The 25,461-nt window shown below is 68.5% G+C and carries 22 protein-coding genes, 1 tRNA gene and 1 pseudogene; 2 read left to right on the plus strand and 22 right to left on the minus strand.

Annotated elements, in window-relative coordinates:
• Positions 1 to 12 precede the first annotated feature (12 nt).
• The 15 genes from ACWFRU_RS22665 to ACWFRU_RS22735 all read right to left on the minus strand — a co-directional run bounded on the left by ACWFRU_RS22665 (position 13) and on the right by ACWFRU_RS22735 (position 16,227).
• Complete coding sequence (locus ACWFRU_RS22665) at positions 13 to 1,284, minus strand: serine hydroxymethyltransferase (RefSeq protein WP_453689638.1); 1,272 nt, start codon at positions 1,282 to 1,284, stop codon at positions 13 to 15.
• A 117-nt stretch (positions 1,285 to 1,401) separates the two neighbouring features.
• On the minus strand, positions 1,402 to 2,043 hold the full coding sequence (locus ACWFRU_RS22670; protein ID WP_453689640.1) for an arsenate reductase/protein-tyrosine-phosphatase family protein: 642 nt from the start codon (positions 2,041 to 2,043) through the stop codon (positions 1,402 to 1,404).
• The gene (locus ACWFRU_RS22675) at positions 2,040 to 2,687 is read right to left on the minus strand and encodes an L-threonylcarbamoyladenylate synthase (protein WP_363209285.1); all 648 of its coding nucleotides are present in this window, start codon (positions 2,685 to 2,687) and stop codon (positions 2,040 to 2,042) included. Before ACWFRU_RS22675 ends, ACWFRU_RS22670 begins: the two co-directional genes overlap by 4 nt.
• Positions 2,688 to 2,734: 47 nt before the next feature.
• Positions 2,735 to 3,580 (minus strand): peptide chain release factor N(5)-glutamine methyltransferase, encoded by an 846-nt coding sequence (gene prmC, locus ACWFRU_RS22680; protein WP_361050016.1) that lies wholly within the window; start codon positions 3,578 to 3,580, stop codon positions 2,735 to 2,737.
• A 35-nt stretch (positions 3,581 to 3,615) separates the two neighbouring features.
• Positions 3,616 to 4,692 carry a peptide chain release factor 1 gene (prfA, locus tag ACWFRU_RS22685; protein ID WP_453689642.1) on the minus strand — a complete coding sequence of 359 codons (1,077 nt, stop codon included), beginning with the start codon at positions 4,690 to 4,692 and terminating at the stop codon, positions 3,616 to 3,618.
• Between the two features lie 135 nt (positions 4,693 to 4,827).
• Complete coding sequence (rpmE, locus tag ACWFRU_RS22690; protein WP_363209283.1) at positions 4,828 to 5,046, minus strand: 50S ribosomal protein L31; 219 nt, start codon at positions 5,044 to 5,046, stop codon at positions 4,828 to 4,830.
• Between the two features lie 149 nt (positions 5,047 to 5,195).
• On the minus strand, positions 5,196 to 6,320 hold the full coding sequence (locus tag ACWFRU_RS22695) for an LCP family protein (RefSeq protein WP_453689645.1): 1,125 nt from the start codon (positions 6,318 to 6,320) through the stop codon (positions 5,196 to 5,198).
• Positions 6,321 to 6,649: 329 nt separating this feature from the next.
• Positions 6,650 to 8,713 (minus strand): transcription termination factor Rho, encoded by a 2,064-nt coding sequence (gene rho, locus ACWFRU_RS22700; protein WP_453689647.1) that lies wholly within the window; start codon positions 8,711 to 8,713, stop codon positions 6,650 to 6,652.
• 372 nt (positions 8,714 to 9,085) lie between these two features.
• A complete protein-coding gene (thrB, locus tag ACWFRU_RS22705; RefSeq protein ID WP_453689649.1) occupies positions 9,086 to 10,003 on the minus strand; it encodes a homoserine kinase in 918 nt (305 codons plus the stop codon).
• Positions 10,004 to 10,311: 308 nt separating this feature from the next.
• Entirely contained in the window at positions 10,312 to 11,370 is a 1,059-nt protein-coding gene (gene thrC, locus ACWFRU_RS22710; protein ID WP_363308191.1) for a threonine synthase, read from the minus strand.
• Positions 11,371 to 11,376: 6 nt separating this feature from the next.
• Positions 11,377 to 12,669, minus strand: a complete 1,293-nt coding sequence (locus ACWFRU_RS22715; RefSeq protein ID WP_453689651.1) for a homoserine dehydrogenase — start codon at positions 12,667 to 12,669, stop codon at positions 11,377 to 11,379.
• Between the two features lie 138 nt (positions 12,670 to 12,807).
• Complete coding sequence (gene lysA / locus ACWFRU_RS22720) at positions 12,808 to 14,199, minus strand: diaminopimelate decarboxylase (protein ID WP_453689653.1); 1,392 nt, start codon at positions 14,197 to 14,199, stop codon at positions 12,808 to 12,810.
• Positions 14,196 to 14,327 (minus strand): hypothetical protein, encoded by a 132-nt coding sequence (locus ACWFRU_RS22725; protein ID WP_453689654.1) that lies wholly within the window; start codon positions 14,325 to 14,327, stop codon positions 14,196 to 14,198. Before ACWFRU_RS22725 ends, lysA begins: the two co-directional genes overlap by 4 nt.
• Before the next feature lie 20 nt (positions 14,328 to 14,347).
• Complete coding sequence (gene nrtL, locus ACWFRU_RS22730; RefSeq protein WP_453689656.1) at positions 14,348 to 15,556, minus strand: ArgS-related anticodon-binding protein NrtL; 1,209 nt, start codon at positions 15,554 to 15,556, stop codon at positions 14,348 to 14,350.
• Positions 15,557 to 15,726: 170 nt separating this feature from the next.
• Positions 15,727 to 16,227: a response regulator gene (locus ACWFRU_RS22735; protein ID WP_453689658.1), complete on the minus strand. Its 501-nt coding sequence runs from the start codon at positions 16,225 to 16,227 to the stop codon at positions 15,727 to 15,729.
• Between the two features lie 212 nt (positions 16,228 to 16,439).
• On the opposite strand from ACWFRU_RS22735, the gene ACWFRU_RS22740 reads away from it, so the two are divergent.
• A tRNA-Arg gene (locus ACWFRU_RS22740) sits at positions 16,440 to 16,511 on the plus strand.
• Between the two features lie 205 nt (positions 16,512 to 16,716).
• On the opposite strand, the gene ACWFRU_RS22745 is transcribed toward ACWFRU_RS22740, so the two are convergent.
• From ACWFRU_RS22745 to ACWFRU_RS22775, 7 genes and pseudogenes are all read right to left on the minus strand, one after another.
• A complete protein-coding gene (locus ACWFRU_RS22745; RefSeq protein ID WP_453689660.1) occupies positions 16,717 to 17,694 on the minus strand; it encodes a restriction endonuclease in 978 nt (325 codons plus the stop codon).
• A gap of 266 nt (positions 17,695 to 17,960) precedes the next feature.
• On the minus strand, positions 17,961 to 19,331 hold the full coding sequence (locus ACWFRU_RS22750; RefSeq protein WP_453689662.1) for a tyrosine-type recombinase/integrase: 1,371 nt from the start codon (positions 19,329 to 19,331) through the stop codon (positions 17,961 to 17,963).
• A complete protein-coding gene (locus tag ACWFRU_RS22755) occupies positions 19,328 to 19,540 on the minus strand; it encodes a helix-turn-helix transcriptional regulator (protein ID WP_453689664.1) in 213 nt (70 codons plus the stop codon). Before ACWFRU_RS22755 ends, ACWFRU_RS22750 begins: the two co-directional genes overlap by 4 nt.
• Positions 19,530 to 21,108: pseudogene (locus ACWFRU_RS22760) on the minus strand (replication initiator). The gene ACWFRU_RS22755 and the pseudogene ACWFRU_RS22760 overlap by 11 nt, the downstream one beginning before the upstream one ends.
• A 172-nt stretch (positions 21,109 to 21,280) precedes the next feature.
• The gene (locus ACWFRU_RS22765) at positions 21,281 to 21,475 is read right to left on the minus strand and encodes a hypothetical protein (RefSeq protein ID WP_453689665.1); all 195 of its coding nucleotides are present in this window, start codon (positions 21,473 to 21,475) and stop codon (positions 21,281 to 21,283) included.
• A 12-nt stretch (positions 21,476 to 21,487) separates the two neighbouring features.
• Positions 21,488 to 22,804 (minus strand): FtsK/SpoIIIE domain-containing protein, encoded by a 1,317-nt coding sequence (locus ACWFRU_RS22770; protein WP_453689667.1) that lies wholly within the window; start codon positions 22,802 to 22,804, stop codon positions 21,488 to 21,490.
• Positions 22,804 to 23,151, minus strand: coding sequence for an SCO3933 family regulatory protein (locus tag ACWFRU_RS22775; protein ID WP_453689669.1), 348 nt, complete (start codon positions 23,149 to 23,151; stop codon positions 22,804 to 22,806). Before ACWFRU_RS22775 ends, ACWFRU_RS22770 begins: the two co-directional genes overlap by 1 nt.
• A 205-nt stretch (positions 23,152 to 23,356) precedes the next feature.
• On the opposite strand from ACWFRU_RS22775, the gene ACWFRU_RS22780 reads away from it, so the two are divergent.
• Positions 23,357 to 24,097 carry a GntR family transcriptional regulator gene (locus tag ACWFRU_RS22780; protein ID WP_453689671.1) on the plus strand — a complete coding sequence of 247 codons (741 nt, stop codon included), beginning with the start codon at positions 23,357 to 23,359 and terminating at the stop codon, positions 24,095 to 24,097.
• Positions 24,098 to 25,461 lie beyond the last annotated feature (1,364 nt).

Consider the following 25,461-nt stretch of genomic DNA (forward strand, 5'->3'; position numbering starts at 1 on the left):
CGCTACCCCGACCTAGGCGGTATACGGCGGAAATCTGCCCACCAGTTCCCGCACTTCCTCTCGTACTTTCGAGTCGTTCGGCTCTGTGGATGGGTCGCGGACCGCGGCGGCGAAGAGGCCGGCGATGCGCACCATCTCGCCGTCGCCCATGCCCTGCGTGCTGACGGCCGCGGTGCCGAGGCGCAGGCCGCGGCCGTCGGCGTAGGGCAGGGCGCAGGTGTCGAGGACGAGGCCGTGGGCGGCGAGTCTGCCGCGGGCGGTGTGCGCGTCGACGCCCAGGGGCGCGGGGTCGGCCAGGATCAGGTGCGTGTCCGTTCCTCCGGTGGTGATCTCGCAGCCCGCGGTGGCCAGCGCCTGGGCGAGGACCCGCGCGTTCGCGACGACCCGATGGGCGTACGCGGTGAAGGCCGGGGTTTCCGCCTCGCCGAACGCGACCGCCTTGGCGGCGATCGTGTGCATCTGCGCGCCGCCCTGTGTGAAGGGGAACACCGCCCGGTCGATGCGCGAAGCGAGCTCGGTGCCGCACAGGATCAGGCCGCCGCGCGGGCCGCGGAGCACCTTGTGGGTCGTGGCGCAGACGACGTCGGCGTACGGCACGGGGCTGGGGGCCGCTCCCCCGGCGATCAGGCCGATCGGGTGGGCGGCGTCGGCGATGAGGTACGCGCCGACGTCGTCGGTGATGTCGCGGAACGCCGCGTAGTCGATGTGCCGGGGGTAGGCGATGGAGCCGCAGACGATCGCCTTCGGCTGGTGCGCGCGGGCCAGGGCGCGAACCTCTTCGTAGTCGATGAGGCCGGTTTCCGCGTTGACGCCGTAGCCCACGAAGTCGAACCAGCGGCCCGAGAAGTTGGAGGGTGAGCCGTGCGTGAGGTGGCCGCCGTACGGCAGGCCCATGGCGAGGACGGTGTCGCCGGGGCGCAGCAGGGCGGCGTATGCGGCGAGGACCGCGGAGGAGCCGGAGTGCGGCTGCACATTGGCGTGCTCGGCGCCGAAGAGGGCCTTGGCGCGCTCGACGGCGATGCGCTCGGCGACGTCCACCAGCTCGCAGCCGGCGTGGTGACGGGCGCCGGGGTATCCCTCGGCGTACTTGTTGGCGAGCGGGGAGCCCAGGGCGGCGAGCACCGCGGGCGAGGTGAAGTTCTCCGCGGCGATGAGCTGGAGGCCGGACGCCTGCCGGTCCTGCTCGGCGAGGAGGACCTCCGCCATCTGGGGGTCCGCGCGGCGGAGCGCGTCGAAGTCAGCGGGGGCCGACGGGGCGGCGGTGGGTGCGGTGCTGACCGGCATCTTGGGCTCCGGGCCTCGCGAGGGGTGCGGGTCCCTCCAATGTAGGCCCGCCCCACGGAGCCCGCGCGGCGTCGCGCGACCAGAGGCGCAGAGAAGACCAGGGGCGCAGAGAAAGGTTTACGCCTTGGCCCGCACGCCCGTCAGCGCCGTCACCACCGGATCGAGCGCCTCGTGGATCTCGTCGCCCACCGAGCGGAAGAACGGCAGCGGCGCCCCGTAGGGGTCGTACACCTCGTCGGCCTCGGCCGTGGGCGCCAGGAGCCAGCCCCGCAGCGCCGCGGCGGCCCGCACGAGGGCTCTGGCGCGCTCCACCACTCCCCCGTCGGGGTGCGGCAGCGTCGCCGGGTCTATGGCCCGCACGAGCCGCGTGAACTCCTTGAGCGTGAACGTGCGCAGCCCCGCCGAGTGGCCCATCGAGATGACCTGCGCCCGGTGGTCCCGGGTGGCCGTCAGGACGAGGTCGGCGCGGATGACGTGCTCGTCGAGGAGCTCGCGCCCCTTGAAGCCGGAGGCGTCCGCGCCGAAGTCGGCGAGCACCGCCTCGGCGTTGGTCTCCATGGGGGCGCCCTCGTGCCCCCACGTGCCCGCGCTCTCCACGATCAGGCCGCCGGTGAAGGGATCACCCAGGCGGTCGGCCAGGGCATGCCTGGTCAGCCGCTCAGTGATCGGCGAGCGGCACACATTGCCGGTGCTGACGTGGAGGATGCGGAACGAATCGGGATAAGCCGCTATGCCACGCCCCGTCTCAGGGGCTGTCAATTCGCCACCTCGAGGTCGGGTACCACCTTGCGGAGCTCCTCCGCGGTCAGGGCGCCCGCGCGCAGCAGCACCGGAACCTGCCCGGTGACGTCCACGATCGAGGAGGGGACGATGCCCGGCGTCGGGCCGCCGTCCAGGTACACGGAGACGGAGTCGCCGAGCATCTCCTGCGCGGCGTCGCAGTCCTCGGGGGACGGGTGTCCCGTGAGGTTCGCCGAGGAGACCGCCATGGGGCCGACCTCGGTGAGCAGTTCGATGGCGACGGGGTGCAGCGGCATCCGGATCGCGACGGTCCCGCGGGTGTCCCCGAGGTCCCACTGGAGCGACGGCTGCTGCTTGGCGACCAGGGTCAGGGCCCCGGGCCAGAAGGCGTCGACGAGCTCCCAGGCCGACTCGGAGAAGTCGGTGACCAGGCCGTGCAGCGTGTTCGGGGAGCCGATGAGGACAGGCGTGGGCATGTTGCGGCCACGGCCCTTGGCGTCGAGCAGGTCGGCGCACGCCTCCGGCGTGAAGGCGTCGGCACCGATCCCGTAGACGGTGTCGGTGGGCAGCACGACCAGCTCGCCACGGCGGACGGCCGACGCGGCCTCGCGCAGACCGGTCGTACGGTCGGTCGCGTCATTGGTGTCGTATCGCCGTGCCATCTAGCGGGCCTCCTCGTACACGTACTGCTGGCTTGAAGTGGTGGGGTTCACGGCATCGCCTTGCGGGCGGTCGCGAACCTCGGCCTGTTGTTGAGGTCGGGGTGATCGGCCGCGTCGGCCCAGCCCCGCTCCTCGGTGAAGATCCACGGCACCTGGCCGCCCTGGGTGTCCGCGTGCTCGATGACGACGACACCGCCGGGCCGCAGCAGACGGTGGGCGGTGCGCTCGATGCCGCGGATCAGGTCGAGACCGTCCTCGCCGGAGAAGAGCGACAGCTCCGGGTCGTAGTCACGGGCTTCCGGAGCGACGTACTCCCACTCGGTGAGCGGGATGTACGGAGGGTTCGAGATGAGGAGGTCGACCTGGCCGTCGAGCTCCGGCAGGGCGTCACGCGCGTCGCCCTGGGAGAGCTTGACCCTGGACCCCTCGACGTTCTTCCGCGTCCACTTCAGGGCGTCCTCGGAGAGCTCCACGGCGTGCACGCGCGAGCGCGGGACCTCCTGCGCCATGGCCAGCGCGATGGCCCCGGAGCCCGTGCAGAGGTCGACGATGAGCGGCTCGACGACGTCCATCGCGCGCACCGCGTCTATGGCCCACCCCACGACGGACTCGGTCTCGGGCCGCGGGACGAAGACACCGGGCCCGACCTGAAGTTCGAGGTAGCGGAAAAACGCGCGCCCGGTGATGTGCTGGAGCGGCTCGCGGGCCTCACGGCGCGCGATCGTCTCCCAGTAGCGGGCGTCGAAGTCCGAGTCCTTGACGGAGTGCAGCTCGCCCCGCTTCACGCCGTGCACGAAGGCCGCGAGCTCCTCCGCGTCGTTGCGCGGCGAGGGCACGCCGGCGTCGGCCAGCCGCTGGGTGGCCTGAGCCACTTCCGCGAGCAGCAGGTTCACGCTGGTCCTCCGGGGGCAGTGCGGTTGTCGGGTGCTTACGCGGCCGCGAGCTTGGCTGCGGAGTCCGCGTCGACGCAGGCCTGGATGACCGCGTCGAGGTCTCCGTCGAGCACCTGGTCCAAGTTGTACGCCTTGAAGCCGACACGGTGGTCCGAGATCCGGTTTTCCGGGTAGTTGTACGTCCGGATCTTCTCGGAGCGGTCGACGGTTCGGACCTGGCTGCGCCGGGCGTCCGCCGCCTCCTTCTCCGCTTCCTCCTGAGCCGCGGCGAGAAGCCTGGAGCGCAGAATACGCATCGCCTGCTCCTTGTTCTGGAGCTGGCTCTTCTCGTTCTGGCAGGAGGCCACGACGCCGGTGGGCAGGTGCGTGATGCGCACCGCGGAGTCGGTCGTGTTGACGGACTGGCCGCCGGGGCCCGACGAGCGGTAGACGTCGATGCGCAGGTCGTTCGCGTGGATCTCGACGTCGACCTCCTCGGCCTCGGGCGTCACGAGGACACCGGCCGCGGAGGTGTGGATCCGCCCCTGGGACTCGGTGGACGGGACGCGCTGCACGCGGTGCACGCCGCCCTCGTACTTCAGCCGCGCCCAGACGCCCTGACCGGGCTCGGTCGCGCCGTTGCCGCCCTTGGTCTTCACGGCGACCTGGACGTCCTTGTAGCCGCCGAGCTCGGACTCGGTGGCGTCGATGATCTCGGTCTTCCAGCCCACGCGCTCCGCGTACCGCAGATACATGCGCAGGAGGTCGCCGGCGAAGAGCGCCGACTCGTCGCCGCCCGCGCCCGCCTTCACCTCGAGGATGACGTCCTTGTCGTCGCTGGGGTCGCGGGGCACCAGCAGAAGCCGCAGCTTCTCGGTGAGCTCCTCGCGCTGCTTGTCCAGCTCCTTGACCTCCGCGGCGAACTCCGGGTCCTCCGCGGCCAGTTCACGGGCCGTCGCGATGTCGTCGCCGGTCTGCTTCCAGGCGCGGTACGTCGAGACGATCGGGGTCAGCTCGGCGTAGCGCTTGTTGAGCTTGCGCGCGTTGGCCTGGTCGGCGTGGACCGAGGGGTCCGCGAGCTTCGTCTCCAGATCGGCGTGCTCGCCGATCAGTTCCTCGACCGCCTCGAACATCGGGGTCTCCTGAGTTTTCTACGCGAAGGTACTGCGCAAGGGTTCTACGCGAAGGTGGCTGCTGCGATCAGACGGCAAAGCGCCGGTCCCAACCGCCCCCTCCCGGGGGCGGCCGAAGACCGGCGCAGTGGCTCGCTACTTGTTGGCTGCAGCCTTGCCGAAGCGGGCCTCGAAGCGGGCCACGCGGCCACCGGTGTCGAGGATCTTCTGCTTGCCCGTGTAGAACGGGTGGCACTCGGAGCAGACCTCGGCACGGACGGTGCCGCTGGAGATCGTGCTGCGGGTGGTGAACTCCGCGCCGCAGGTGCAGCTGACCTGGGTCTCGAAGTACTCGGGGTGGATGTCGCGCTTCAAGGTGTCTCCTAGTTTCGGGAGGGCGCCGGGTCGTACGCGCTGATTGCTCGTACGTGAACCGGGGCCGACGTACCAGTCTGCCAGGACTGGTCGCATCTGCCCAAACCGGGGTGGGTCCTGTTCTATTCCCCGGCGGGCTCGGGGGACCGCTAGTCGCTGGTCACCACGTCGCTGGCGTCGCCCTTGTCGCCCGCGGACTTCTTGGTGGCGGACTTGGGAATGGGCTTGTCGGCCTTGAGCGCGTCCCAGACCTGCTGGTCGGCCTTCTCCAGGGGCAGGACGCGGTTGGGGTCCGCCGGGTCGTACTGGACGGGCATCGTGACCATCTTCATGTCGCCCGCGCCGATGCCCTTGAGGCCGCCCGCGAAGCCCGCGAGGCTCTTGACGTCGTTCAGGTCGGAGTCGGTGGTGATGGCGCTGGTCGCGTCGTTCGCCAGGTCGTAGAGCTTCTTCGGGTTGCTGAAGACGCCGACGTCCTTGACCTGGTTGATCAGGGCCTTGATGAAGGCCTGCTGGAGCTGGATGCGGCCGAGGTCGCTGCCGTCGCCGACGCCGTGCCGGGTGCGGACCAGGCCGAGGGCCTGCTCGCCGGTGAGCTGGTGCGTGCCGGCCTTGAGATTGAGGTGGCTGTCCTTGTCGTTGATCGCCTTCTTGGTGGTGATCTCGACGCCGCCGAGGGTGTTGATGAGCTTCTTGAAGCCGGAGAAGTCCACCTCGACGTAGTGGTCCATCCGGATGCCGGACATCTTCTCCACGGTCTTGACGGCGCAGGCGGGGCCACCGACCTCGTACGCCGTGTTGAACATCTGCCGCTGTCCGCCCGGGTCCGTCTTGCCGTCGTCCGTCTGGCACTCGGGCCGGGATATGAGGGTGTCGCGGGGTATGGAGACGACGCTGGCCGTCTTGTGGCCCTTGTTCACGTGCACGACCATCGCCGTGTCGGAGCGGGCGGCGCCCTCGTCCTTGCCGTACTTGGCGTTGTCGCCGGAGCGGGAGTCCGAGCCGAGGACGAGGATGTCCTGCGAGCCGTTGTCGACGTCCTGCGGGCGGTCCGTGCCGAGCGCCGCGTTGATGTCGACGCCCTTGATGTTGCCGTTGAGCTTGAAGTACACGAAGCCGAGGCCCGCACCGCCGATGACGACCACCGACGCCGCGGTCCACGCGGTGACGACGAGGACCTTGCTGCGCTTCTCGCGCGGCTTGCGACGCCGACCGCCACCACCCCGGGCGCGCTTCGGTGCCGGATCCGCCGCGGGTGCGCTCTCGTCGGTCATGTGCTCCTCAGTCCTCGTCGGGTCGGTTACCCCCTGCTTTCAGGGTCAGGCGTGGTCTGGCGTCACTAGTCAGACGTGGAAACCGAAAGAAGGGTTGCACAGCGATTTGTGAGCGCCCCGGCGCGCACTTGTGACCCATCGTGCACTCCTTTCCCACCCTTATAGCCTCTCACCTGCGGTTTCTCCGGGCACGGGGCTACTGCCCGTGACCATAAGGATCTCTTAGACGTGTGGCCAAGGTCATTACGCGCTCGTCACGCGCCCCCTGCGACACAGAAAGGGCCGCCCCCGTCGGATGACGGGGGCGGCCCTTCGCGATGGTGCGGCGACTAGTCGTTGCCGTTGCCCGGCGTCGGGGTCGTCTTCGCGATCTGCATGAGGAACTCGGCGTTCGACTTCGTCTGCTTCATCTTGTCGAGAAGCAGCTCGATGGCCTGCTGCGAGTCGAGCGCGTGCAGCACCCGGCGCAGCTTCCAGACGATCGCCAGCTCTTCGCTGTTGAGCAGGATCTCTTCCTTGCGGGTGGAGGACGCGTCGACGTCCACCGCCGGGAAGATGCGCTTGTCGGAGAGCTTCCGGTCGAGCTTGAGCTCCATGTTGCCGGTGCCCTTGAACTCCTCGAAGATCACCTCGTCCATGCGCGAACCGGTGTCGACGAGCGCGGTGGCGAGGATGGTCAGCGAGCCGCCGTCCTCGATGTTGCGCGCCGCACCGAAGAAGCGCTTCGGCGGGTAGAGCGCGGTCGAGTCGACACCACCGGACAGGATGCGGCCGGAGGCCGGGGCCGCCAGGTTGTACGCACGGCCCAGGCGGGTGATCGAGTCGAGCAGCACGACCACGTCGTGACCCAGCTCCACGAGACGCTTGGCGCGCTCGATGGCGAGCTCGGCGACCGTGGTGTGGTCCTCGGCCGGACGGTCGAAGGTCGAGGAGATGACCTCGCCCTTCACCGACCGCTGCATGTCGGTGACCTCTTCCGGACGCTCGTCGACCAGGACGACCATCAGGTGGCACTCGGGGCTGTTCGTGGTGATCGCGTTCGCGACCGCCTGCATGATCATGGTCTTGCCGGTCTTCGGCGGAGCCACGATCAGACCGCGCTGGCCCTTACCGATCGGCGACACGAGGTCGATGATGCGGGTGGTGAGCACGCCCGGGTCGGTCTCCAGACGGAGCCGGTCCTGGGGGTAAAGGGGCGTCAGCTTGTTGAACTCCGGTCGCCCGCGCCCGGATTCGGCCGCCATGCCGTTCGCCGAGTCGAGGCGGACGAGCGCGTTGAACTTCTCGCGGCGCTCGCCGTCCTTGGGCTGACGGACGGCGCCGGTGATGTGGTCACCCTTGCGCAGACCGTTCTTGCGGACCTGGGCGAGCGACACGTACACGTCGTTCGGACCCGGGAGGTAGCCCGACGTACGGATGAACGCGTAGTTGTCGAGGATGTCCAGGATGCCCGCGACGGGGATCAGTACGTCGTCGTCGGCGACGTGCGGCTCGCTCGCGCCGCCGAACTCGTCGCGCCCACGACGGCCACGGCGGTCGCGGTAACGGCCGCGGCGGCCGCGACGGCCACCCGCCTCGTCGTCGAAGTCGTCCTGCGGTCCGTTGTCGCGCTGGTCCCGCTGCTGACGGTCCTGGCGGTCGCCGCGGTCCTGGCGGTCCTGACGGCCGCCGCCCTGCTGGCGGTTGCCGCCCTGCTGCTCGTCGCCCTTGTTGCCACGGCGGTCGCGGTCGCGGCCACGGCCCTGGCGGTCACGGCGGTCACGGCGGCCGTCGGCGTTGTTGTCGCCGGAGCCGTCGCCCTTGGCCTCGGACGGCGCGTCCGCCTTGGCCTCGCTCTTGGCGTCGTTCCTCGGCTCGCTCTTCGCCTCGGCGGTGACCGTCTCGGGGCTGCCCGCGTCGGCGGTGGCACGGCGACGACGGCGCTCACCCTTGTCGGCACCCGCGGGCTGGCCCGGGATGTCGATCTGCTGCTGGGCGGCGTCGTCGGCCTTGGCCGGCTGCTCGGCCTTGTCGGCCTTGCTCGCCTTGGCGGCCTTGTCCGAGCTCGCCGCGTTCGCGGCGGTGTCCTCGCCCGTCCGGGCCTTCGAGGTGGCCCGGCGCTTGGGCTTCGTCTCGGTGTCCGCGGAGGAGGCGGGCGCGGCGCTCTTGGCGGAGGCTCCCCCTCCGGCCTGCGCCTCCTTGATGACCTCGATCAGCTGGCTCTTGCGCATCCGCGCGGTGCCCTTGATACCGAGGCCGGATGCGACCTGCTGCAGTTCCGCCAGCACCATGCCATCGAGGCCGGTGCCGCGGCGCCGCCGGGACCCGGCCGAAGCACCGGTGGCAGGCGCCGCAGAGGCGTCCGTGGCGGGCGTGTCGGCAGTCACGCCCATCAGATCGGTGGTGTCGCTCACGAAGGGTCCTTCCCTGGAGCGGACGTCGGCCTGTCTGGCTCGGCGACCGGTTGTGCTGTCCGGAGGTCCTTTGGTGTGTGGACCGTGCCGGGGCGGTGGTCCGCCAACGCGCGGCGGAAGAATTCACTGGTGATGGCGAGTCCCGGTGAGGTGCCACTGAGGTGCGGTGTCACTCGGCTCGGTCACGCCGGTTCCGGAGCGTGCTCGGCACCGCTCAGTGCGAGGCACAGAGCAGTTTGGGAGGCTCCCGGAAGGATTGATGTCCCGGACGGGGACACGAAGCACCTCGCCATGGTGGGGTCGGGTGCAGACTTGAGGTTAACACTACCGGATCCAACAAACATTCCCCCTCTTGTAACCGGCTAACGGGTGTCAGGGCGCAAGCGGCAACACGCTCGCGCCGGACGCGTCGAGCGCCAGGCGGTTGGCCGCCCAGCCCTCGCCGGCAAGGCGTGCGACCTTGTCCGCCGCACTCTCGTCGGCCAGCGCGAGGACCGTGGGTCCCGCGCCGGAGATCATCGCTGGCACACCGTCCGCGCGCAGGCGCTCGACCAGGGCGGCGCTCTCGGGCATGGCGGGTGCGCGGTAGTCCTGGTGGAGCCGGTCCTCGGTGGCGGGGAGCAGCAGCTCGGGGCGCCTGGTCAGGGCCTCTACGAGCAGTGCGGCCCGGCCCGCGTTGGCGGCGGCGTCGACGTGCGGGACGGTGCGCGGGAGCAGACCGCGCGCGGTCTCGGTCAGGACGGGCTTTCCCGGTACGAAGACCACCGGAACGACGGAGTCGGCGGGGTCCATCCGGATCGCCCGCGCCGCTCCCCCGTCCATCCAGGAGAGCGTGAAGCCGCCGAGCAGACAGGCGGCGACGTTGTCGGGGTGGCCCTCGATCTCGGTGGCGAGTTCGAGCAGCGCGTTGTCGTCGAGCCGGGCGTCGCCGCCTATCGTCACGGCGCGCGCGGCGACGATGCCCGCGCAGATGGCGGCGGACGAGGAGCCGAGGCCCCGGCCGTGCGGAATGCGGTTGGCACAGACGATTTCGAGCCCGCGCGGCTGTCCGCCGAGCAGGTCGAAGGCGGTGCGCAGGGAACGTACCAACAGATGCGACTCGTCGCGTGGGAGCGTCTCGCTGCCCTCACCTGCGATGTCGATGTTCAGTCCGGTGTCGGCCACCCGTACGACGACGTCGTCGTACAGACCCAGCGACAGGCCGAGGGCGTCGAAGCCCGGGCCGAGGTTGGCGCTGGTGGCGGGGACGCGCACCCGGACGGCGGCGGCGCGGAACGCGGGACCGGCCATCGCTCGATGACTCTCCTTGAGCTGCGATCTTTTGAGGACTTGCCACGTGATGAGGCACTACCCGAAGGCCGCTCTGCGGCAGCACCGCGGCATATGCGGCGGGGCGGGTTCGGTACAGCCTATCGAAGGAAGGTTCTGTGGCGACATAGGGCGCACAGGAGGCGCACGATGCGTGTCGTAAGCCCCCTGTGCACCCCCTATGCGGAGTTGCGGGTTTTCCAGGTGGTTATGCCCGCCGTCAGGCTGCGGTTATCCAGGACCGGGACGGTTATGCCAGATCCGGGACGCTCGCGCCAGACCAAATTCGGCTACGCCAGACCCAGGCGCTCGGCCGCGGCGGCCGAGTCGACCGGCACCGTGACCGGCTGCGGTGCGCCGGCGACGGCCCAGTCGGGGTCCTTGAGGCCGTTGCCGGTGACGGTGCAGACGATGCGCTGCCCCTTGTCGACCTTGCCCTGCTCGGCCGCCTTCAGCAGACCGGCGACGGAAGCGGCCGACGCCGGCTCGACGAAGACACCCTCCTGGGACGCCAACAGCTTGTAGGCGCGCAGGATCTCACGGTCCGTCACCTCGTCGATGAAGCCGTCCGACTCGTCGCGCGCGTCGAGGGCGTACTGCCACGACGCGGGGTTGCCGATGCGAATCGCGGTGGCGATGGTCGACGGGTCCTTGACGATCTCGCCGCGCACGATGGGCGCGGAACCGGAGGCCTGGAAGCCCCACATACGAGGAGTGCGCGTCGAGACCGAGTCGGCGGCGTACTCCTTGTAGCCCTTCCAGTAGGCCGTGATGTTGCCCGCGTTGCCCACCGGGAGCACGTGGATGTCGGGCGCGTCACCGAGCGCGTCGACGATCTCGAACGAGGCGGTCTTCTGGCCCTCGATACGGAACGGGTTGACCGAATTGACCAGCGCCACCGGGTAGTTCTCGCTGAGGGCGCGGGCGAGGTTCAGGCAGTCGTCGAAGTTGCCGTCGACCTGGAGGATCTTCGAGCCGTAGACGAGCGCCTGGCCCATCTTGCCGAGCGCGATCTTGCCCTGCGGCACGAGGACGGCGCAGACCATCCCGGCGCGTACGGCATAGGCGGCGGCCGAGGCCGACGTGTTGCCGGTGGAGGCGCAGATGACGGCCTTGGCGCCCTCCTCCTTGGCCTTCGTGATCGCCATCGTCATGCCGCGGTCCTTGAAGGACCCGGTCGGGTTGGCGCCCTCGACCTTGAGATGCACCTCGCAGCCCGTGCGCTCGGAGAGCACCTGCGCGGGCACGAGTGGCGTGCCGCCCTCGCGGAGCGTCACGACCGGCGTCGTGTCGGAGACGGGAAGACGATCCCGGTACTCCTCGATGATTCCGCGCCATTGGTGGGTCATTGCTGCCTACTCCCCTTCAACCCGCATGATGCTGGCGACACCACGCACGGTGTCGAGATTCCGCAGCGCCTCGACGGTGCCGGTGAGGGCGGCGTCGGGCGCGCGGTGGGTGACGACGACGAGGGAGGCCTCGCCGTCCTTGCCCGTCTGACGGACCGTATCGATCGATACGCCGTGCTCGGCGAAGACCGTCGCGACCTGGGCGAGGACACCCGGCTTGTCGGCTACGTCGAGGCTGATGTGATACCGCGTGACGACCTCGCCCATGGAGCTCACGGGCAGCTGGGTGTACGCGGACTCGCCGGGCCCGGTGGCCTCGCCGAGCTTGTTGCGGCAGACGGCGACGAGGTCGCCGAGCACGGCCGACGCGGTGGGGGCGCCGCCCGCGCCGGGCCCGTAGAACATGAGCTGACCCGCGGCCTCCGCTTCCACGAACACGGCGTTGTACGCCTCGCGGACCGACGCCAGCGGGTGGCTGAGCGGAATCATCGCGGGGTGCACGCGCGCGGTGACGGACCCGCCGTCGGCGGCCCTCTCACAGATGGCGAGGAGCTTGATGGTGCAGCCCATGCGCTTCGCGGACGCGAAGTCGGCGGCCGTCACCTCGGTCATGCCCTCGCGGTAGACGTCGTCGAGACGCACGCGCGTGTGGAAGGCGATACCGGCGAGGATCGCGGCCTTGGCGGCGGCGTCGAAGCCTTCGACGTCGGCGGTCGGGTCGGCTTCGGCGTACCCGAGCGCGGTGGCCTCGTCGAGGGCTTCCTGGTAGCCGGCGCCGGTGGTGTCCATGGCATCGAGGATGAAGTTGGTGGTCCCGTTCACGATCCCGAGAACGCGGTTCACCTTGTCGCCGACCAGGGACTCGCGCAGCGGCCGGATCAGCGGAATGGCACCGGCGACGGCGGCCTCGTAGTAGAGATCCCGCCCGTGCTCCTCGGCGGCGGCGTGCAGCGCGGCGCCGTCCTGCGCGATGAGCGCCTTGTTGGCGGAGACGACGGAGGCGCCGTGCTCGAAAGCGGTGGTGATCAGGGTCCTGGCGGGCTCGATGCCGCCGATCACCTCGACGATGACGTCGATGTCCCCGCGTTTGACCAGTGCGGTCGCGTCGGTGGTGATGAGGGAAGGATCGATTCCCTCACGCACCTTCGACGGGCGACGGACGGCGACCCCGGCGAGCTCCACCGGGGCGCCGATCCTGGCCGTGAGGTCGTCGGCGTGCGTCGTCATGATGCGCGCCACCTCTGAGCCGACAACCCCACAGCCCAGCAGCGCCACCTTCAGCGGACGCGTACGCATCATCCGACCTCACTTCTCATACATCTACAGTGGGACCAGTCTCGCCCACCGGATCGCGGTTTCCGTCCACGGTCCGGATGGTGAGACATCTATTTCACTGGCCGATACTCTGCCAGACGTTGTTCCTCGGCCGGTATTTCCTCAGCCGACATCCAGGCGCAGAAGATCTTCCTCCGTCTCGCGCCGGACGATGACCCGCGCCTCGCCGTCCCGCACGGCGACGACCGGCGGACGCAGGGCGTGGTTGTAGTTGCTCGCCATGGAGCGGCAGTACGCGCCGGTCGCGGGCACGGCGATCAGGTCGCCCGGCGCGAGGTCCGCCGGAAGGAACGCGTCCTTCACCACGATGTCCCCGCTCTCGCAGTGCTTGCCGACGACGCGCACGAGCATGGGTTCGGCGTCGGACTCACGCGAGACGAGCGCGACGCTGTACTCGGCGTCGTAGAGAGCCGTACGGATGTTGTCGGACATGCCGCCGTCGACGGAGACGTACGTACGCAGTCCTTCGAGGGGCTTGACGGTGCCGACCTCGTACAGGGTGAAGGCGGTGGGCCCGACGATGGCACGGCCGGGCTCGACGGAGATACGGGGAGTGCGGAGGTTCGCGGCCTCGCACTCGCGCGTGACGATCTCGCTCAGCGCCTTGGCGATCTCGTGCGGCTCGCGGGGGTCGTCCTCGGAGGTGTAGGCGATGCCGAGACCACCGCCGAGGTCGATCTCGGGAAGCTCGACGCCGTGCTCGTCCCGCACCTCGGCGAGCAACTGGACGACGCGCCGGGCACTGACCTCGAACCCGGCCATGTCGAAGATCTGCGACCCGATGTGCGAGTGCACGCCGATCAGCTCGAGCCCGTCGAGCTGCAGGGCCCTGCGCACGGCTTCGGCGGCCTGTCCCCCGGCGAGGGCGATGCCGAACTTCTGGTCCTCGTGGGCGGTGGCGATGAATTCATGCGTGTGCGCCTCGACGCCGACGGTCACGCGGATCTGCACGCGCTGACGGACGCCGAGCCGGTCGGCGATGTGCGCGACGCGCACGATCTCCTGGAACGAGTCGAGGACGATACGTCCAACACCGGCTTCGATCGCCCGCTCGATCTCCTCTTCGGTCTTGTTGTTGCCGTGGAAGGCGATGCGGTCGGCGGGCATGCCGGCGGCGAGAGCGGTGGCGAGCTCACCACCACTGCACACATCGAGATTCAGCCCCTCCTCGTGCAGCCACCTCACGATGGCGCGCGAGAGGAAGGCCTTCCCGGCGTAGAAGACGTCGGCGGCCGAGCCGAAGGCGCCGCGCCAGGCGTGGCAGCGGGCGCGGAAGTCGGCCTCGTCGAGGAAGTAGGCGGGGGTGCCGAACTCCTCGGCCAGCCGGGTCACCTCGATGCCGCCGACGGTGACGACGCCGTCGGCGCTGCGCCCGACGGTCTGGGACCAGACCTTCGGGTCGAGGGAGTTCAGGTCGTCGGCCGGGGCGGTGTAGTGCCCTTCGGGCAGCACGTCGGCGTGGCGGGGCCCGGCGGGGTGTGCGGAACGGCTCATGTCGCGGTCGTCTCTCTCACTTCGGTCACGTGGGGCGCGGCGGGCGCGGCGTCGATGTGTGGCGCGTCGTCGATACGTGGCGCGTCGGCCGCTGCGTCGATGTCCGTCACGTCAGTCACGTCCGTCACGTCAGTCGCGTCTCTACGTGTCACAAGTACTCGGGGGCATTGATGCCGAGCAGGGACAGGCCGCCGGCGAGCACCGTCCCGGCGGCTTCGGCGAGCGCGAGCCGGGCGCGGTGGGCGGCCAAGGGTTTCTCGTCACCGAGCGGCAGGACGTCGGGCTGAAAGGCGAGGAAGGCATCCGCGATGACGACGAGATGCCGGGCAAGCCGATCGGGCGCACGGTGCCTGGCGGCCGCGGCGAGGATGCGGGGATGGTCGACGAGCGCGTCGAGCAGATCCCACGTCTCCGGCCCGGTTATGTCACCGGGCTCGGCGCTGAAACCGAGGGCGGCGGCGTTGCGCGTGAGGGCACGGACGCGGGAGTGGGCGTACCGCACACGGAAGAGGGGGTTACTCGGGCGCTGGACCAGGAGCTCGTCACCGACACGGGGCCGATCGTGCCCGGCGCAACTGAGAAAGGCCCAGCGGGTGGCGTCGGGCCCGAGGGGGGTGAGGCTGGTGGGGGCGGGGTGGGGCCGGAGGATCTCGGCGTCTGCCGGGGGCTTTCCGTGGGCGTCTACGGGTACGCCGAGGGCTTCGTTGGTGGGGGGTTCGTTGGTGGGGGGTTCGTCGCCGGGGGCTTCGTCGCAGGTGAGGCGGACGGGGATGCCCTGGGTGCGGAGGATGCGGCGGAGGGAGTCGGCGAGAACGGCGGCGCGGGGTTCGCGGGGGAAGTGGAGGGTGAGGGGGGCGTGCGGGGTGAGATGGGTGTGGGCGTGAGCGTGGGTGGGGCTATCGGCTGGGTCCGGGGGGACGTGGCCGTAGTGGGCGCCGAGAGCGAGGATGTCGCGTACGAGGGTGGCGCTGCTGGGGCCGAGGGCGCTGCTGCCCGGGCCGAGGGCGCTGCTGCCGGGGCGGCCGGTGAGAGGGCCGCCCCGATCGAGGGTGATGTTGATGAACCCGGGCCCGGTGATGTCGACGGCCGCGATGCCGGGCTCCATGGCGAGCCGCGGGGAGAGCACCTCGGCGACCTGCCGGGGCGAACGCCCGGCGGCGCGGGCGATCTGCAGGGCGACGTTGGTGGCGTAATCCCCGCACCCACCGGGCCGGGGCCGCTCGACGAGGACCCGCAAGGGGGCACCGCCACTCGTCTCGCCAGGGCCACTGAGCTCGCCGAGGCCGCCGAGCTCGCCGTCATCGACGGCGCGACGCATGGCGCGCAGCACGGTGCGGGAGAGCTCGACGGGGGTCACGGGTCAAGCGTATGGGAGGAGGGGGGTGGGGACGCGACTTGGTTTCCCCGATGGTCCGGGATGTGGACGCCGGGGCCGAGGACGCGCGGGGCCAAGCGGAGAAGGCCAAGCCGCTCGGGGCCGGCCGTCACCGCCCCGACTGGCCGGGGACGCCGCCGAACCAATCGGGCTCAGCCGCTGGGGCGGCCCGCGCGCTCGGCTTCACCGGCGGCAGTGCCGAACTCACCGCTGAGCGCCCCGCCGCCACTCGCGGTCCCACCACTCACGGCCCCGCCAGCCGGGGCCCCACCACGCCTGCCGTTCTCCATCAACTGCCTTACGATGCCGAGGAGTTCGGAGGGTTCGAAGGGCTTGGCCAGGAAGGCGTCCACGCCGACCTCGAGCCCGCTCTCCACCTCGTACTGAGTACAGGCACTGACAATGACGACGGGCAGATCACGCGTCCGCGGATCGGACCGCAGCCGAGCGGCGGTACGCAGCCCGTCGAGGCGGGGCATGACCACGTCGAGCGTGACGACATCGGGTCTGACCTGGTCGACCACGTCCAGGCATTCGGCACCATCAGCCGCGGTCACGACCTCGAAGCCCTCCAGCTCGAGGTTGACCCTGATCAGCTGCCGGATGACCTTGTTGTCGTCCACAACAAGCACGCGGCCTGACACGCCTGACACAACTCGAGAGTAGGTCCGCGCCCACCACCGCGTCCGGGTTTTCCCCACTTCCGCCCCGCACGGGGGACCGCGCGACGGACCCAGGGGTGCCTCTGGGACGCAGGGTGCGCAAGCGCCCGCCCTCACGGCCACGGAGTGCGGAAATACCTGTTCATGGGGAGCCGTTAGGAGCTGGTAGGGTTCTACACGTCGCCGCGCAAACCGGCCGACACGCCCCCGTAGCTCAGGGGATAGAGCAACGGCCTCCGGAGCCGTGTGCGCAGGTTCGAATCCTGCCGGGGGCACCTTGTAGTAGGTGTCCGAAGACCCCGCCATCAGCGGTTTCGCTGAGGACGGGGTCTTGGCGTATGTGCAGGCGGACGCCGCTAGAAGCAGCCGTTTGCCAGTGATCACGTAATGTCGACGTAATGATCTTGGTGGGCTACACCCCAGCTCAGACGGGCCATGAAGCACCCTCGTAGCGGCGAAACCCACTGAGTGGTCGCCGCGTCAGAAGTGGACACCGTAGATAGCGAGCGGTTCGCGATCGACCATGGCTCTCCGCACCTTCTCCCGGAGCCACTCATCCAGAGGCCGCTCTTGTTCCAGCGCCATCACGAGTTCACGCAGCTCCCCAAGAACGACGACGCGCTGGGCCAGGACGCGACGGCACTCGTCTACGGCTGGCTGCGTGAAGCCCGAGGCAGAGATCATCAGGCCACGCACTTCGGCTCTGCCGTAGACCCGAACGAGGTGCTCAGCAACAGGCCCCTTGCCGAGCACGTCAGCCCAGTACTTAACCTCAACGAGGTACGGAGCCCCGTCCAGCTCGACGACACCGTCTATCTGCTCGGTTACCTGCCCGCCCTCATCCCGCAGCGCGAATGCCTCACGCACAGACAGCCCCTCAGCAGCGAAGATTCTGTTTAGCAGCGACTCCAAGGCAGTTCCGCGTCGTTGGGGGTCACCCATGCGGATAACGGCGTTTAGCTCCTCACGCAGTGCTTTGACGCGTTGGCGACGTTTCTCTGCTTGAGCAGCCTTCGCATCCCGTGTCGCTTGACGCTCCAGGTGATCGTTTCGGCGTTGCAGATCGTTCTCCTGCTGCAAGCGCGTAAAGGAGTCCTTGACGTTGACCAGCCTGCGGACATCGGCCACAAGACCCTTGGCCTTGAGTTGATCATCGGGCCAGCACGTGGAGAAGTCCTCGAACTCAGCGACTCGGCGCAACAGCAACCGCCTCGCACCGAGGCCACGGTCGCCTTGCTCGTTCAAGCGGGGGAGGACGGACCTGACAATCTTGTATTTGTTGACCGTTGACGGATCCTGTTGGAGCTGTCGGCGGAAGCCGCACAACAGGTCCTCACTCACCCCCGCACCTCGCAGGAAGTCGAGCACGGCAACCTTGCTGCGACACAGCAAGGGGATCGTGTCTACCAATAGCTCCATCAGCTCCGGAGGCCAGTGGTAGGCATCATTCTGTGTCATCGCGATCCTCGCCCCGAGTCCATCTAGCGATTCCCCTCGGGCCGGCTGGACTCACTGGCCGCAAGATCCTTCTTGATCCAAAAGACTGGCAGCAAGAGACGCCGCAGATGCCCGAACTCATCAACTAAGTCAGGTTAGATGACGTAGCGTCCTTTCGACTGCGCCATCGAGACGAAGGCACCAAACGCTTGAGGCCCCCAACCACGTCAGGGACCTCTTTCAGCCGAAGCTTTGGCGCCATCTACTGCGATGACGTGGGCTATCCCTCAGTCACTCAGACCTCGCATAATTCGTTCGTTCATCTCGGTCTCCTGACCGTCAATGCACTTGGCGTAAATCTTGAGCAGCACGTCCACGGAGTGGCCTGCGCGGGCCGCCACCTCCGGGGCGGGCACACCGGAGTTGAGCCACTGGGAGACGCCCGCGTGACGGAGGTCGTACGGGCGGAAGGCCAGCACCGAAGACACCTGGTGCGGGACGAGCGCCAGTTCCCGAGCCTGCTTCCAGGCGCGGGAGTACGACGAGGCTGCGATCACGTTGCCCCGCTCACTGGAGAACAACCGACCGTCTGGGGCCGTACCGAACTCCTTCAGGTGCTCAAGGAGCAGTCTCACCAGCGGAGGAGGTACCGGCACGATGCGCACCGCACCGTGAGCCCGCTGCTTCAGGCCACGCCGATCGTGTGTCTCCCCGGAGTCTGTCCACGCCTTCCCAGCCGTGGGGCGAGTCTCTGTCAGCTCGATACGACCCCAGCCGGACGCCGGAAGCGTGCAGGCGGAGCGACGGAGCCCAAGGGCCTCGCCTGGCCGCATGGCCGCGTAGTACAGGCAGCCGAAGAACGCCTTCAGTCGTCGGCCGCTCGCGCGGTCCCAGCCGCCTACGTACGTGAGGGCCGTGAGCAGCTCTCGCACCTGGCGCGGATTGACCACCACTCGACGATCAACCTCCTGCACCGCCCGCTTCCCCCGCTTCCGGCGCACACGGCTCAGCGGGTTGGACGACAGGTACTCCAACTCCACCGCGTACTCAAGCACGTTGAAGACGACCGCCCTGCGTCGACGATACGTCTGGGTCGCGGCAGGCTTGCCGTCCAGCCTCCGCCCCAACCCGTCGATCAGCTCGTGTACACGGGCGATCTCCTGTAGCTCCCCCACGGGAAGCGAGGTCTTTTCGATCCACCGCACAGCCGCCGCGATCTCCTCCGGTCGCTCCCGCTCCCGGCGGGGAACCGGCAGGACATACGAGCGCAGCGCCCTCCGCAGCACCTCGGGAGCGGGCCGACCTCTCCCGGGCTTGACGAGGAGGGGAACGACTGTCGCCAGAGCATCGGTCACGCTGTCCCGTTGCTTCGCGGACGCTTCCGCCCAACGCGCTTCCACGTACCTCCGCGCCAGGTCGAGGAACGACAGCGCCGCCTTCCCGCCGCGAAGCGAGTCGGGCAGACCAGTGACTGTGTCGAATGGCTCGCCCTTGTCAGCGGCTCGGAGAAGCTTGGCCCTGAAACGGTCCGCTAGAGCCTTCGTCTTGTGCGACTCGTGAAACGGCTCGCCGTCCACGGACCAGCGAACGAGGTAGGTCGGTTTCTTCGCGGAACGGTTGATGCTCAGCTTCCAGATGACGACCTTGTACGACTTCACGAGGCGGCCCCTTCCGCACGCTCCGCCAACCATTCGTTGAGCACGTCACGACGGACCCGCAGCTCACCGTTCGGCAGCCGTATGCACGCTGGCGCGATGCGGAGCTCCCGCCAGCGGTAGAAGGTGCGTCGGGAGATGCCGCCCAGTTCGTCGAGCACTTGCCGCACGGTGAGGAGGTCGGCCGACTTCGCACGCGTGTCACGCGCCATGGGAAGCACCACCCTCCCGCACCGAGGCAGCCAGGAGCGCCGCCTCCGGGGAGTAACCGCGCCCGGCGTAGCGCCACTGGCCGACCGTGACGGTTGGCCGTGGGCCGACGCCAAGGCCGGCTCGCTGCTCCTCCGCGCGATGTTCTGCGCGAGCCTGACGGAGTGCGGTCAGGGTCGTGGAGTATCGGCGCGACTTGCTGGAGAAGTGACCGCCGTAGCCGAGCATGTGCGCCCAGCGCCGTAAGCCGAGCGGTTCGAAATCGGGCAAGCCGCCGAGCCACCAACACGTACTGATCATGCGGAGCACGTGGGCACGTACAGGCAGCAGGACCAGGTCCCCGAGCCCCGTGAATGCGGCCGTCCACCGCGCCGGCGGCCTCGGCTCCCTTCGTCGCGTACTTGGCGATGTAACCGGCCACGGCCGCGGAGGTAAGCCGCTCCCCCGCCCCGAAGGCAGAGATAGGACGTACGTCGATCTGGTCGCCGAACCGCAGCACACGTGACCCGATGACGTCCCGACCGGGAGCGGCGAGACCCACCCTCTCGATCGCGCGGCCGACGGCGTCCGAGAGCAGCGCGGTCGTTGCCCAGGCGGGAGGTGGCGAGCTCGGGCCCTCCGGACCGTCCAGGCGAATGACGGCATGGAAGTGGATCAGCCCGCGCCGCTGATACTCCGCGACTTTGGCGTACGACAGACGAAGCATGTCGGCGATCTCGCCACGGGACAGCCCGCCCCTCCTGGCCAGCTCACGGCGAAGCTCCAGAGCAAAGCGGTGCCAGAGTCGGCCGGAGTGCGCTTGCCAGAGAACGGCTCCGGCGTAGTCGTAGCACCGGGGGCAGAGCGGCTCACCGAGCTGCGGATCACCGTCCGCGTGCCGCGCATGGCAACCAGCAGGCGTGCCGTGCGGGCAGGCTTCCCCTCTCTTACGGGGTCGGCAGGCTCTTACCTGGCCATCTCGTTCTCGACGAGTGTGAACAGGGCCGAATCCGGGAGCGGTGAGGGTGGCGAACACCCGAGGGTGCTCGCCGACCCCCTCCCCCACGTTCTTGCCGCCGATCAGTCCGGCACGGATCAGTTGGTACGTGTCCGCCCAGTACACACGGGCGCAGGTCGGGCAGACCGTTGCCCGGCGGTTGCCACATGCGGTGAGCAGTCGACCGCCGTAGACATCCGAGCCGTACGAGAGCAGGGCCTCACCGGTCGACGCATCGACGACCGTTGCGCTGCCGACGAGGTGGATCGGGTTCGTGCAGCCGCCGAGGCGGACGATCTGGCGCCGCCAGGCCGCGAAATCCGGTTCCGTTGCCCTATCGATCAGCGCAGAGACAGCTTTCGGCAGGGTGGCAGGAGGCGTGGTCATTGACGACCACCGCCGCCGAACGCGTGCCCCATAACGGCAGAGATTCCTTGCGGCCGAGTCTTCGCACTGAAGCGAAGTGTCGGATCGGTGAGCCAGACAGCGGCAGCGTGCGCCGGGCAGAGCCAGCGTTCGAAGCCGTCGAGTCCGACGAGAACAACTTGTTCCCGCCCGACACAGGTCGGGTGTTCCTTGTCCCTCAGCTCGCATTCGGGCAGAGGAGATTTGCGCGGACGATGCGCGGTGGACAAAGTGAGGGTGCTCCTTTCACTGCTCACGTGGCGGATGGGGTGGGTTCCTAACGGGGTCGGGTTTGGCGACTTCGCGCCCCGTCGGGAGCCCGTCGTACAGGCCTTGTCGAGTCCGGGCCGTACGTGATGCGTCAGAAGCGGAGTTGCCCGAGGAAGGCGCCCAGGCCGTCGAGAACCGTCGTCACAACGGGCGCGGCAGTCGTCCGGGCGAGCAGGAAGCCGAAGGCTCCGCAGAGCAGCAGGTCGGTCCGGCGCAGGTACCGGATGTGCAGCAGGAACCAGATCAGCAGGCCGAGCAGCAGCACCGCCGAAGCAGACACGAGCACGGCAGTCCCCTTTCACTTCGCGTCCAGGAGTTCGGGAAGGCGCGGGGTCAGGTGCGCGAACTCGGCCGCGATGGCTTCCGCCTCCGCTTCGTCGACCAGGTGAGAGCGCGCACGCTCCCAGCCGTCGCCGGAGGCCAACACCGCGGTACCGGCTTGCTCCGGCGTAATTGCTTGGGCTGCCTTGAGCGCGTCTGGGTTGAGGTCACCGAGGGCCATCTCTGCCGTGCCGGGGTCGGCGACGCGGTGGCAGACACGGCCACCGAGTTGGGCACGCAGCGCCGTGACGCCTGGCCCGAGGTCCGAGCCGACGCGTTGGCCGGCGACGACGAGGAACACCCCGAGTGCTGCACCGAGTTGGGCCAGCCGGATCAGTGCGGTCCCGGCCGCATGGGCTTCGTCTTTCTCGTTTCGACTCGCGACTAGGAACAACTCAGCGATCTCGTCGACGATGACGACCACCGGGACCGGCCGAGCCTGCTCCGGCAGGCCCCAGATGTTCCGTACACGCGCCGCACGACAGACGGTCATACGGTCGAGGGTGAGATCAACCAGCGCGGCCAGGAGCCTGACCGCCTGCTCACGGTTGGTCGCGAGCGCTGACAGCCTCGGTTCGTAAAGCGACAGTTCCATGCCGCCCTTGCAGTCGACGCCGACCAGCGCGACAGGCTGCGGGGCCAGGCCCGCCACGAGCGCATTGATCAGCGTGGACTTGCCGGACCGGGTTGCGCCGACGATCAGCCAGTGCGGCACACGCCGCAGGTCGATCACCCACGCGGCACCGGTCTCCAACGCACCTACAGCCACGCTGAGAAGGTGGGCGGGCCCGCGCTGCTTCGGTATGCGGGGGTAGGCGAGTGGATCAGTAACCGAGGCCGTGATCTGAACGGTCCCCGGCTCTCGGGAAGCCACCCGGACCGAGTGCACCTCCCAGGCTTCAGACATGGCAGGTGCTGCCTTGACGAAGTCCTCCGGTACCTGCCCCGGAAGAAGGCGAACCAGCAGCCAGAAGCCGCCCGCAGTAGGCCGCACGAGCCCGAACCGGGGCACCAACGGTTGTGGTGGTGGAGCCCCCTTACCGACGAGCCCGGACACCACCGTCAGAGCAGGTCGACGACTCACGGCCAGGCCGCACCCGGCCATCAACGGCCGCCATGTGCGGATGACGCGGCAGCACGTGACCGGGAACCCGAATAAGAACCACCAGGCCACGGGGTAGCGGCGGCGCAGGGCCGGGCCTGCGAGAAGCAGACCCGACACCAGCACTGCGGCCACCACCAGTAACCAGTTCGGCCAGGTCGCCCCGGCCGAGGCGGTGGAGGCCAGGTTCATCACTGCCCGGCCCCCTTTCCGGCCGGAGCCGGGGTGTTCAGGGGCCGAATCTCCGTCGCGCGGAAGGAGATTCCGTGTCGCCCCTCGTTCTCCCACGGCGTGGCGATCAAGTCCCTGACGGCCACGGGGACACCGAGCTGCACGCCGCTGGGTTCACCAGGCACGTTCACGGTGATGACGTCGGCCGACGTGCCCGCCATCAGGCACAGGCCGACCTGGAAAACCGTCTTGCCCGTGTCCCGGTCCACACGGAGCTGACCGGTCTCTCGGTTGGCGATCCGCGGAGCAGGGGGAACGGCGCAGATGATCCCCGTGAACTTCGCGGTGTCGATCGGAAGGCTTGCCACTTGTCTGGACTCCTCATCCCTTGCGCCCTCAGGCCAATCCTTCGGGCTGCTTTACAACCCGTAGTACGGGTTGCGAGTCCAGAGTGGCGACCCGTAGTACGGGTTGTCAACCGCCTTGCGATGGGGGACGCTTCTTCCAGCGCTGGAAGATGTCGTTCCAGCGCTGGAAGAAGCGAGCAGAAGACCGCTGTCACGGAGGGGCCGAATGTCGCCGCAGAACACGCAGCCGAAGTACCGGCAGATCGCCGACTACCTGCGCGAAGGCATCCTGAACGGCACCTATCCCGCCGGCCAGCCACTCCCCTCAGAGGAGTCGTTGGCCAAGCAGTTCGGCGTGACGCGCCCCACGGTCCGTCAGGGCCTCACGGAGCTAAGGGCATCAGGTCTCGTAGAGGTCATCATGGGTCGAGGCACCTTTGCCCGCTCGCCTCACAGCCGCCCGAGCCACACGCGCCCCCGAGGCGTACGCCGTACCGCGGACGGGGGCTACGTCGAGGCCGACGGCATCCGATGGGCCAACGCGGAACCCTCCGTAGCCACGCGGACGGATGCCCCGCTCGCGCTCGCCGACCTGTTGCGCATCCCGCCGGGCGAGCCGATGTTCACGTACGACGCGTTGCAGACCGCCGATCACGGCCGCCTCCGCCAACTCCACCGCACCTACGTGCCGTTCTCCGTCCTGGTCGACACCAAGTACGAAGAGGAAGCGCCCCCGCCGGCCCCGGAGCTCTACGCGGCACTCGCCGAACTGGGCCACGAGCTCCACTTCACGGAGTACATCCGCACGCGCATGCCACTCCCGGACCAGGCCCAGGCACTACGCCTCGCAGAGGGCGTCCCGCTGCTGCACATCGTCCGCGTGACGCTGACGGCCGCAGAGAAGCCACTCGCACTGGAGGAGTTCCACCTCCCCGGCGACGACCTGGAACTGTCCTTCAGGCTGTAACAGACAGCCCAGTTGGCTCAGACTTTCTCTACTGCTTCAAGGCGGCCCGCTTGCGCAGGCCGCATGCTGGCGGGCCACGGGCCGCCTCGGCATGCCTCCGCCATCGCTCCGACGCTCTCCAGCCATCAGGGCGGGCAGTCGCATGAGGAAGCAATCCGTCCAGGCTGAGGAGCAGGTCAACATCCATCCAGTGGGCCCCCGACGCAATCAGGAGGCCTGGCTGAGGCCGGTCCGGGGTTGCTGGAGACGTGCGTGGCGGTTCGCGATGGCTCAGGGGAGAACCGTGCTTGCAAACCGAAGCAAGCGTGGCCGCCAACAAGGCAGGGTCGGCCTGTTCGCCTCCCTAGATCACCGCGCGTGATGTGGTGCAAGTTGCACATAGTCCTACAAGTTCCACCCGCCAAGCCGTAATATGAACTTGTGCGAAACGGTTCCCAGACCCACGGCGAGTCGAAAGCGGCAAGCCCGTATTCAACGGGCGGCGGCGGAACTGTACTGGAGCATCGCTATGGAGCGCTTCTCCTGAGCCATCTCCTGACTGGTGACCCTTTAACCGAACTGGGCGATGATGTCACCCCACGCAGGATCACTTTCCAAGCAAGCTCTTTTAGCCCTGTCGACGATCTCGTTGTGAGTGGAAACTCAGGTGATGGATCGGAACATAGGGCATCTATAGGTGTCCGGCGCGATCCGTCGTTCATACCCAGTGACCCCTCAACAGTGAGTCTCGTTGGCTCCTACCTTCAGCTTCTGCAACAACACACAGCGGAGGTTACATCAGGTGCATGGAGGCTAGCTTTGGTTGTCGCTAGCCCAAATATTCATGTTCGGCAAATGCGAGAATTGGCCGCAATCGCGAGAGACGTTCCGGACGAAGCTCAATTCCGCGCGGAGGTAGATCGCGCCGGGCGCACAACCAGAAAGGTTCAAGAAAGACTACGACAGTTCGAGAAGGTTGTCGCCGTCGCCTCAAAGAGCGTAGAAATAGACACTAAAGCCGCATCAGTAAGTTGGCTTACTTGGCGCCTACTGGGAGCTCTGCGCCTAAGGGAAATCCGCCTAGAAGGAACCGACGAAACCGATCGAACGCAGGCCGTCAGTCGACTACGACAGACGACAGCAGCCGGAACATCCGCTGCAGCAGATCAGCTCTTCAGTCGACTTTGTGAGCTCTCAGGTCGATATGCACCCGCAGCCGCGACGAAGGATGAGAAAACACTTCTCCGAGATCTGAAGGGGTTCCCCCTATCGAAGCTGCAGGCCAACACCATTCCCGCCAATAATTACGGGGCGCCGAGACGTGCCAGTGAAGCCCTCGGAAGCACAGGTGATATCGCAGATCATTTTAGCCCTCCCGTTCGTTC

It is taken from the genome of Streptomyces sp. NPDC055099 (genome assembly GCF_053607685.1).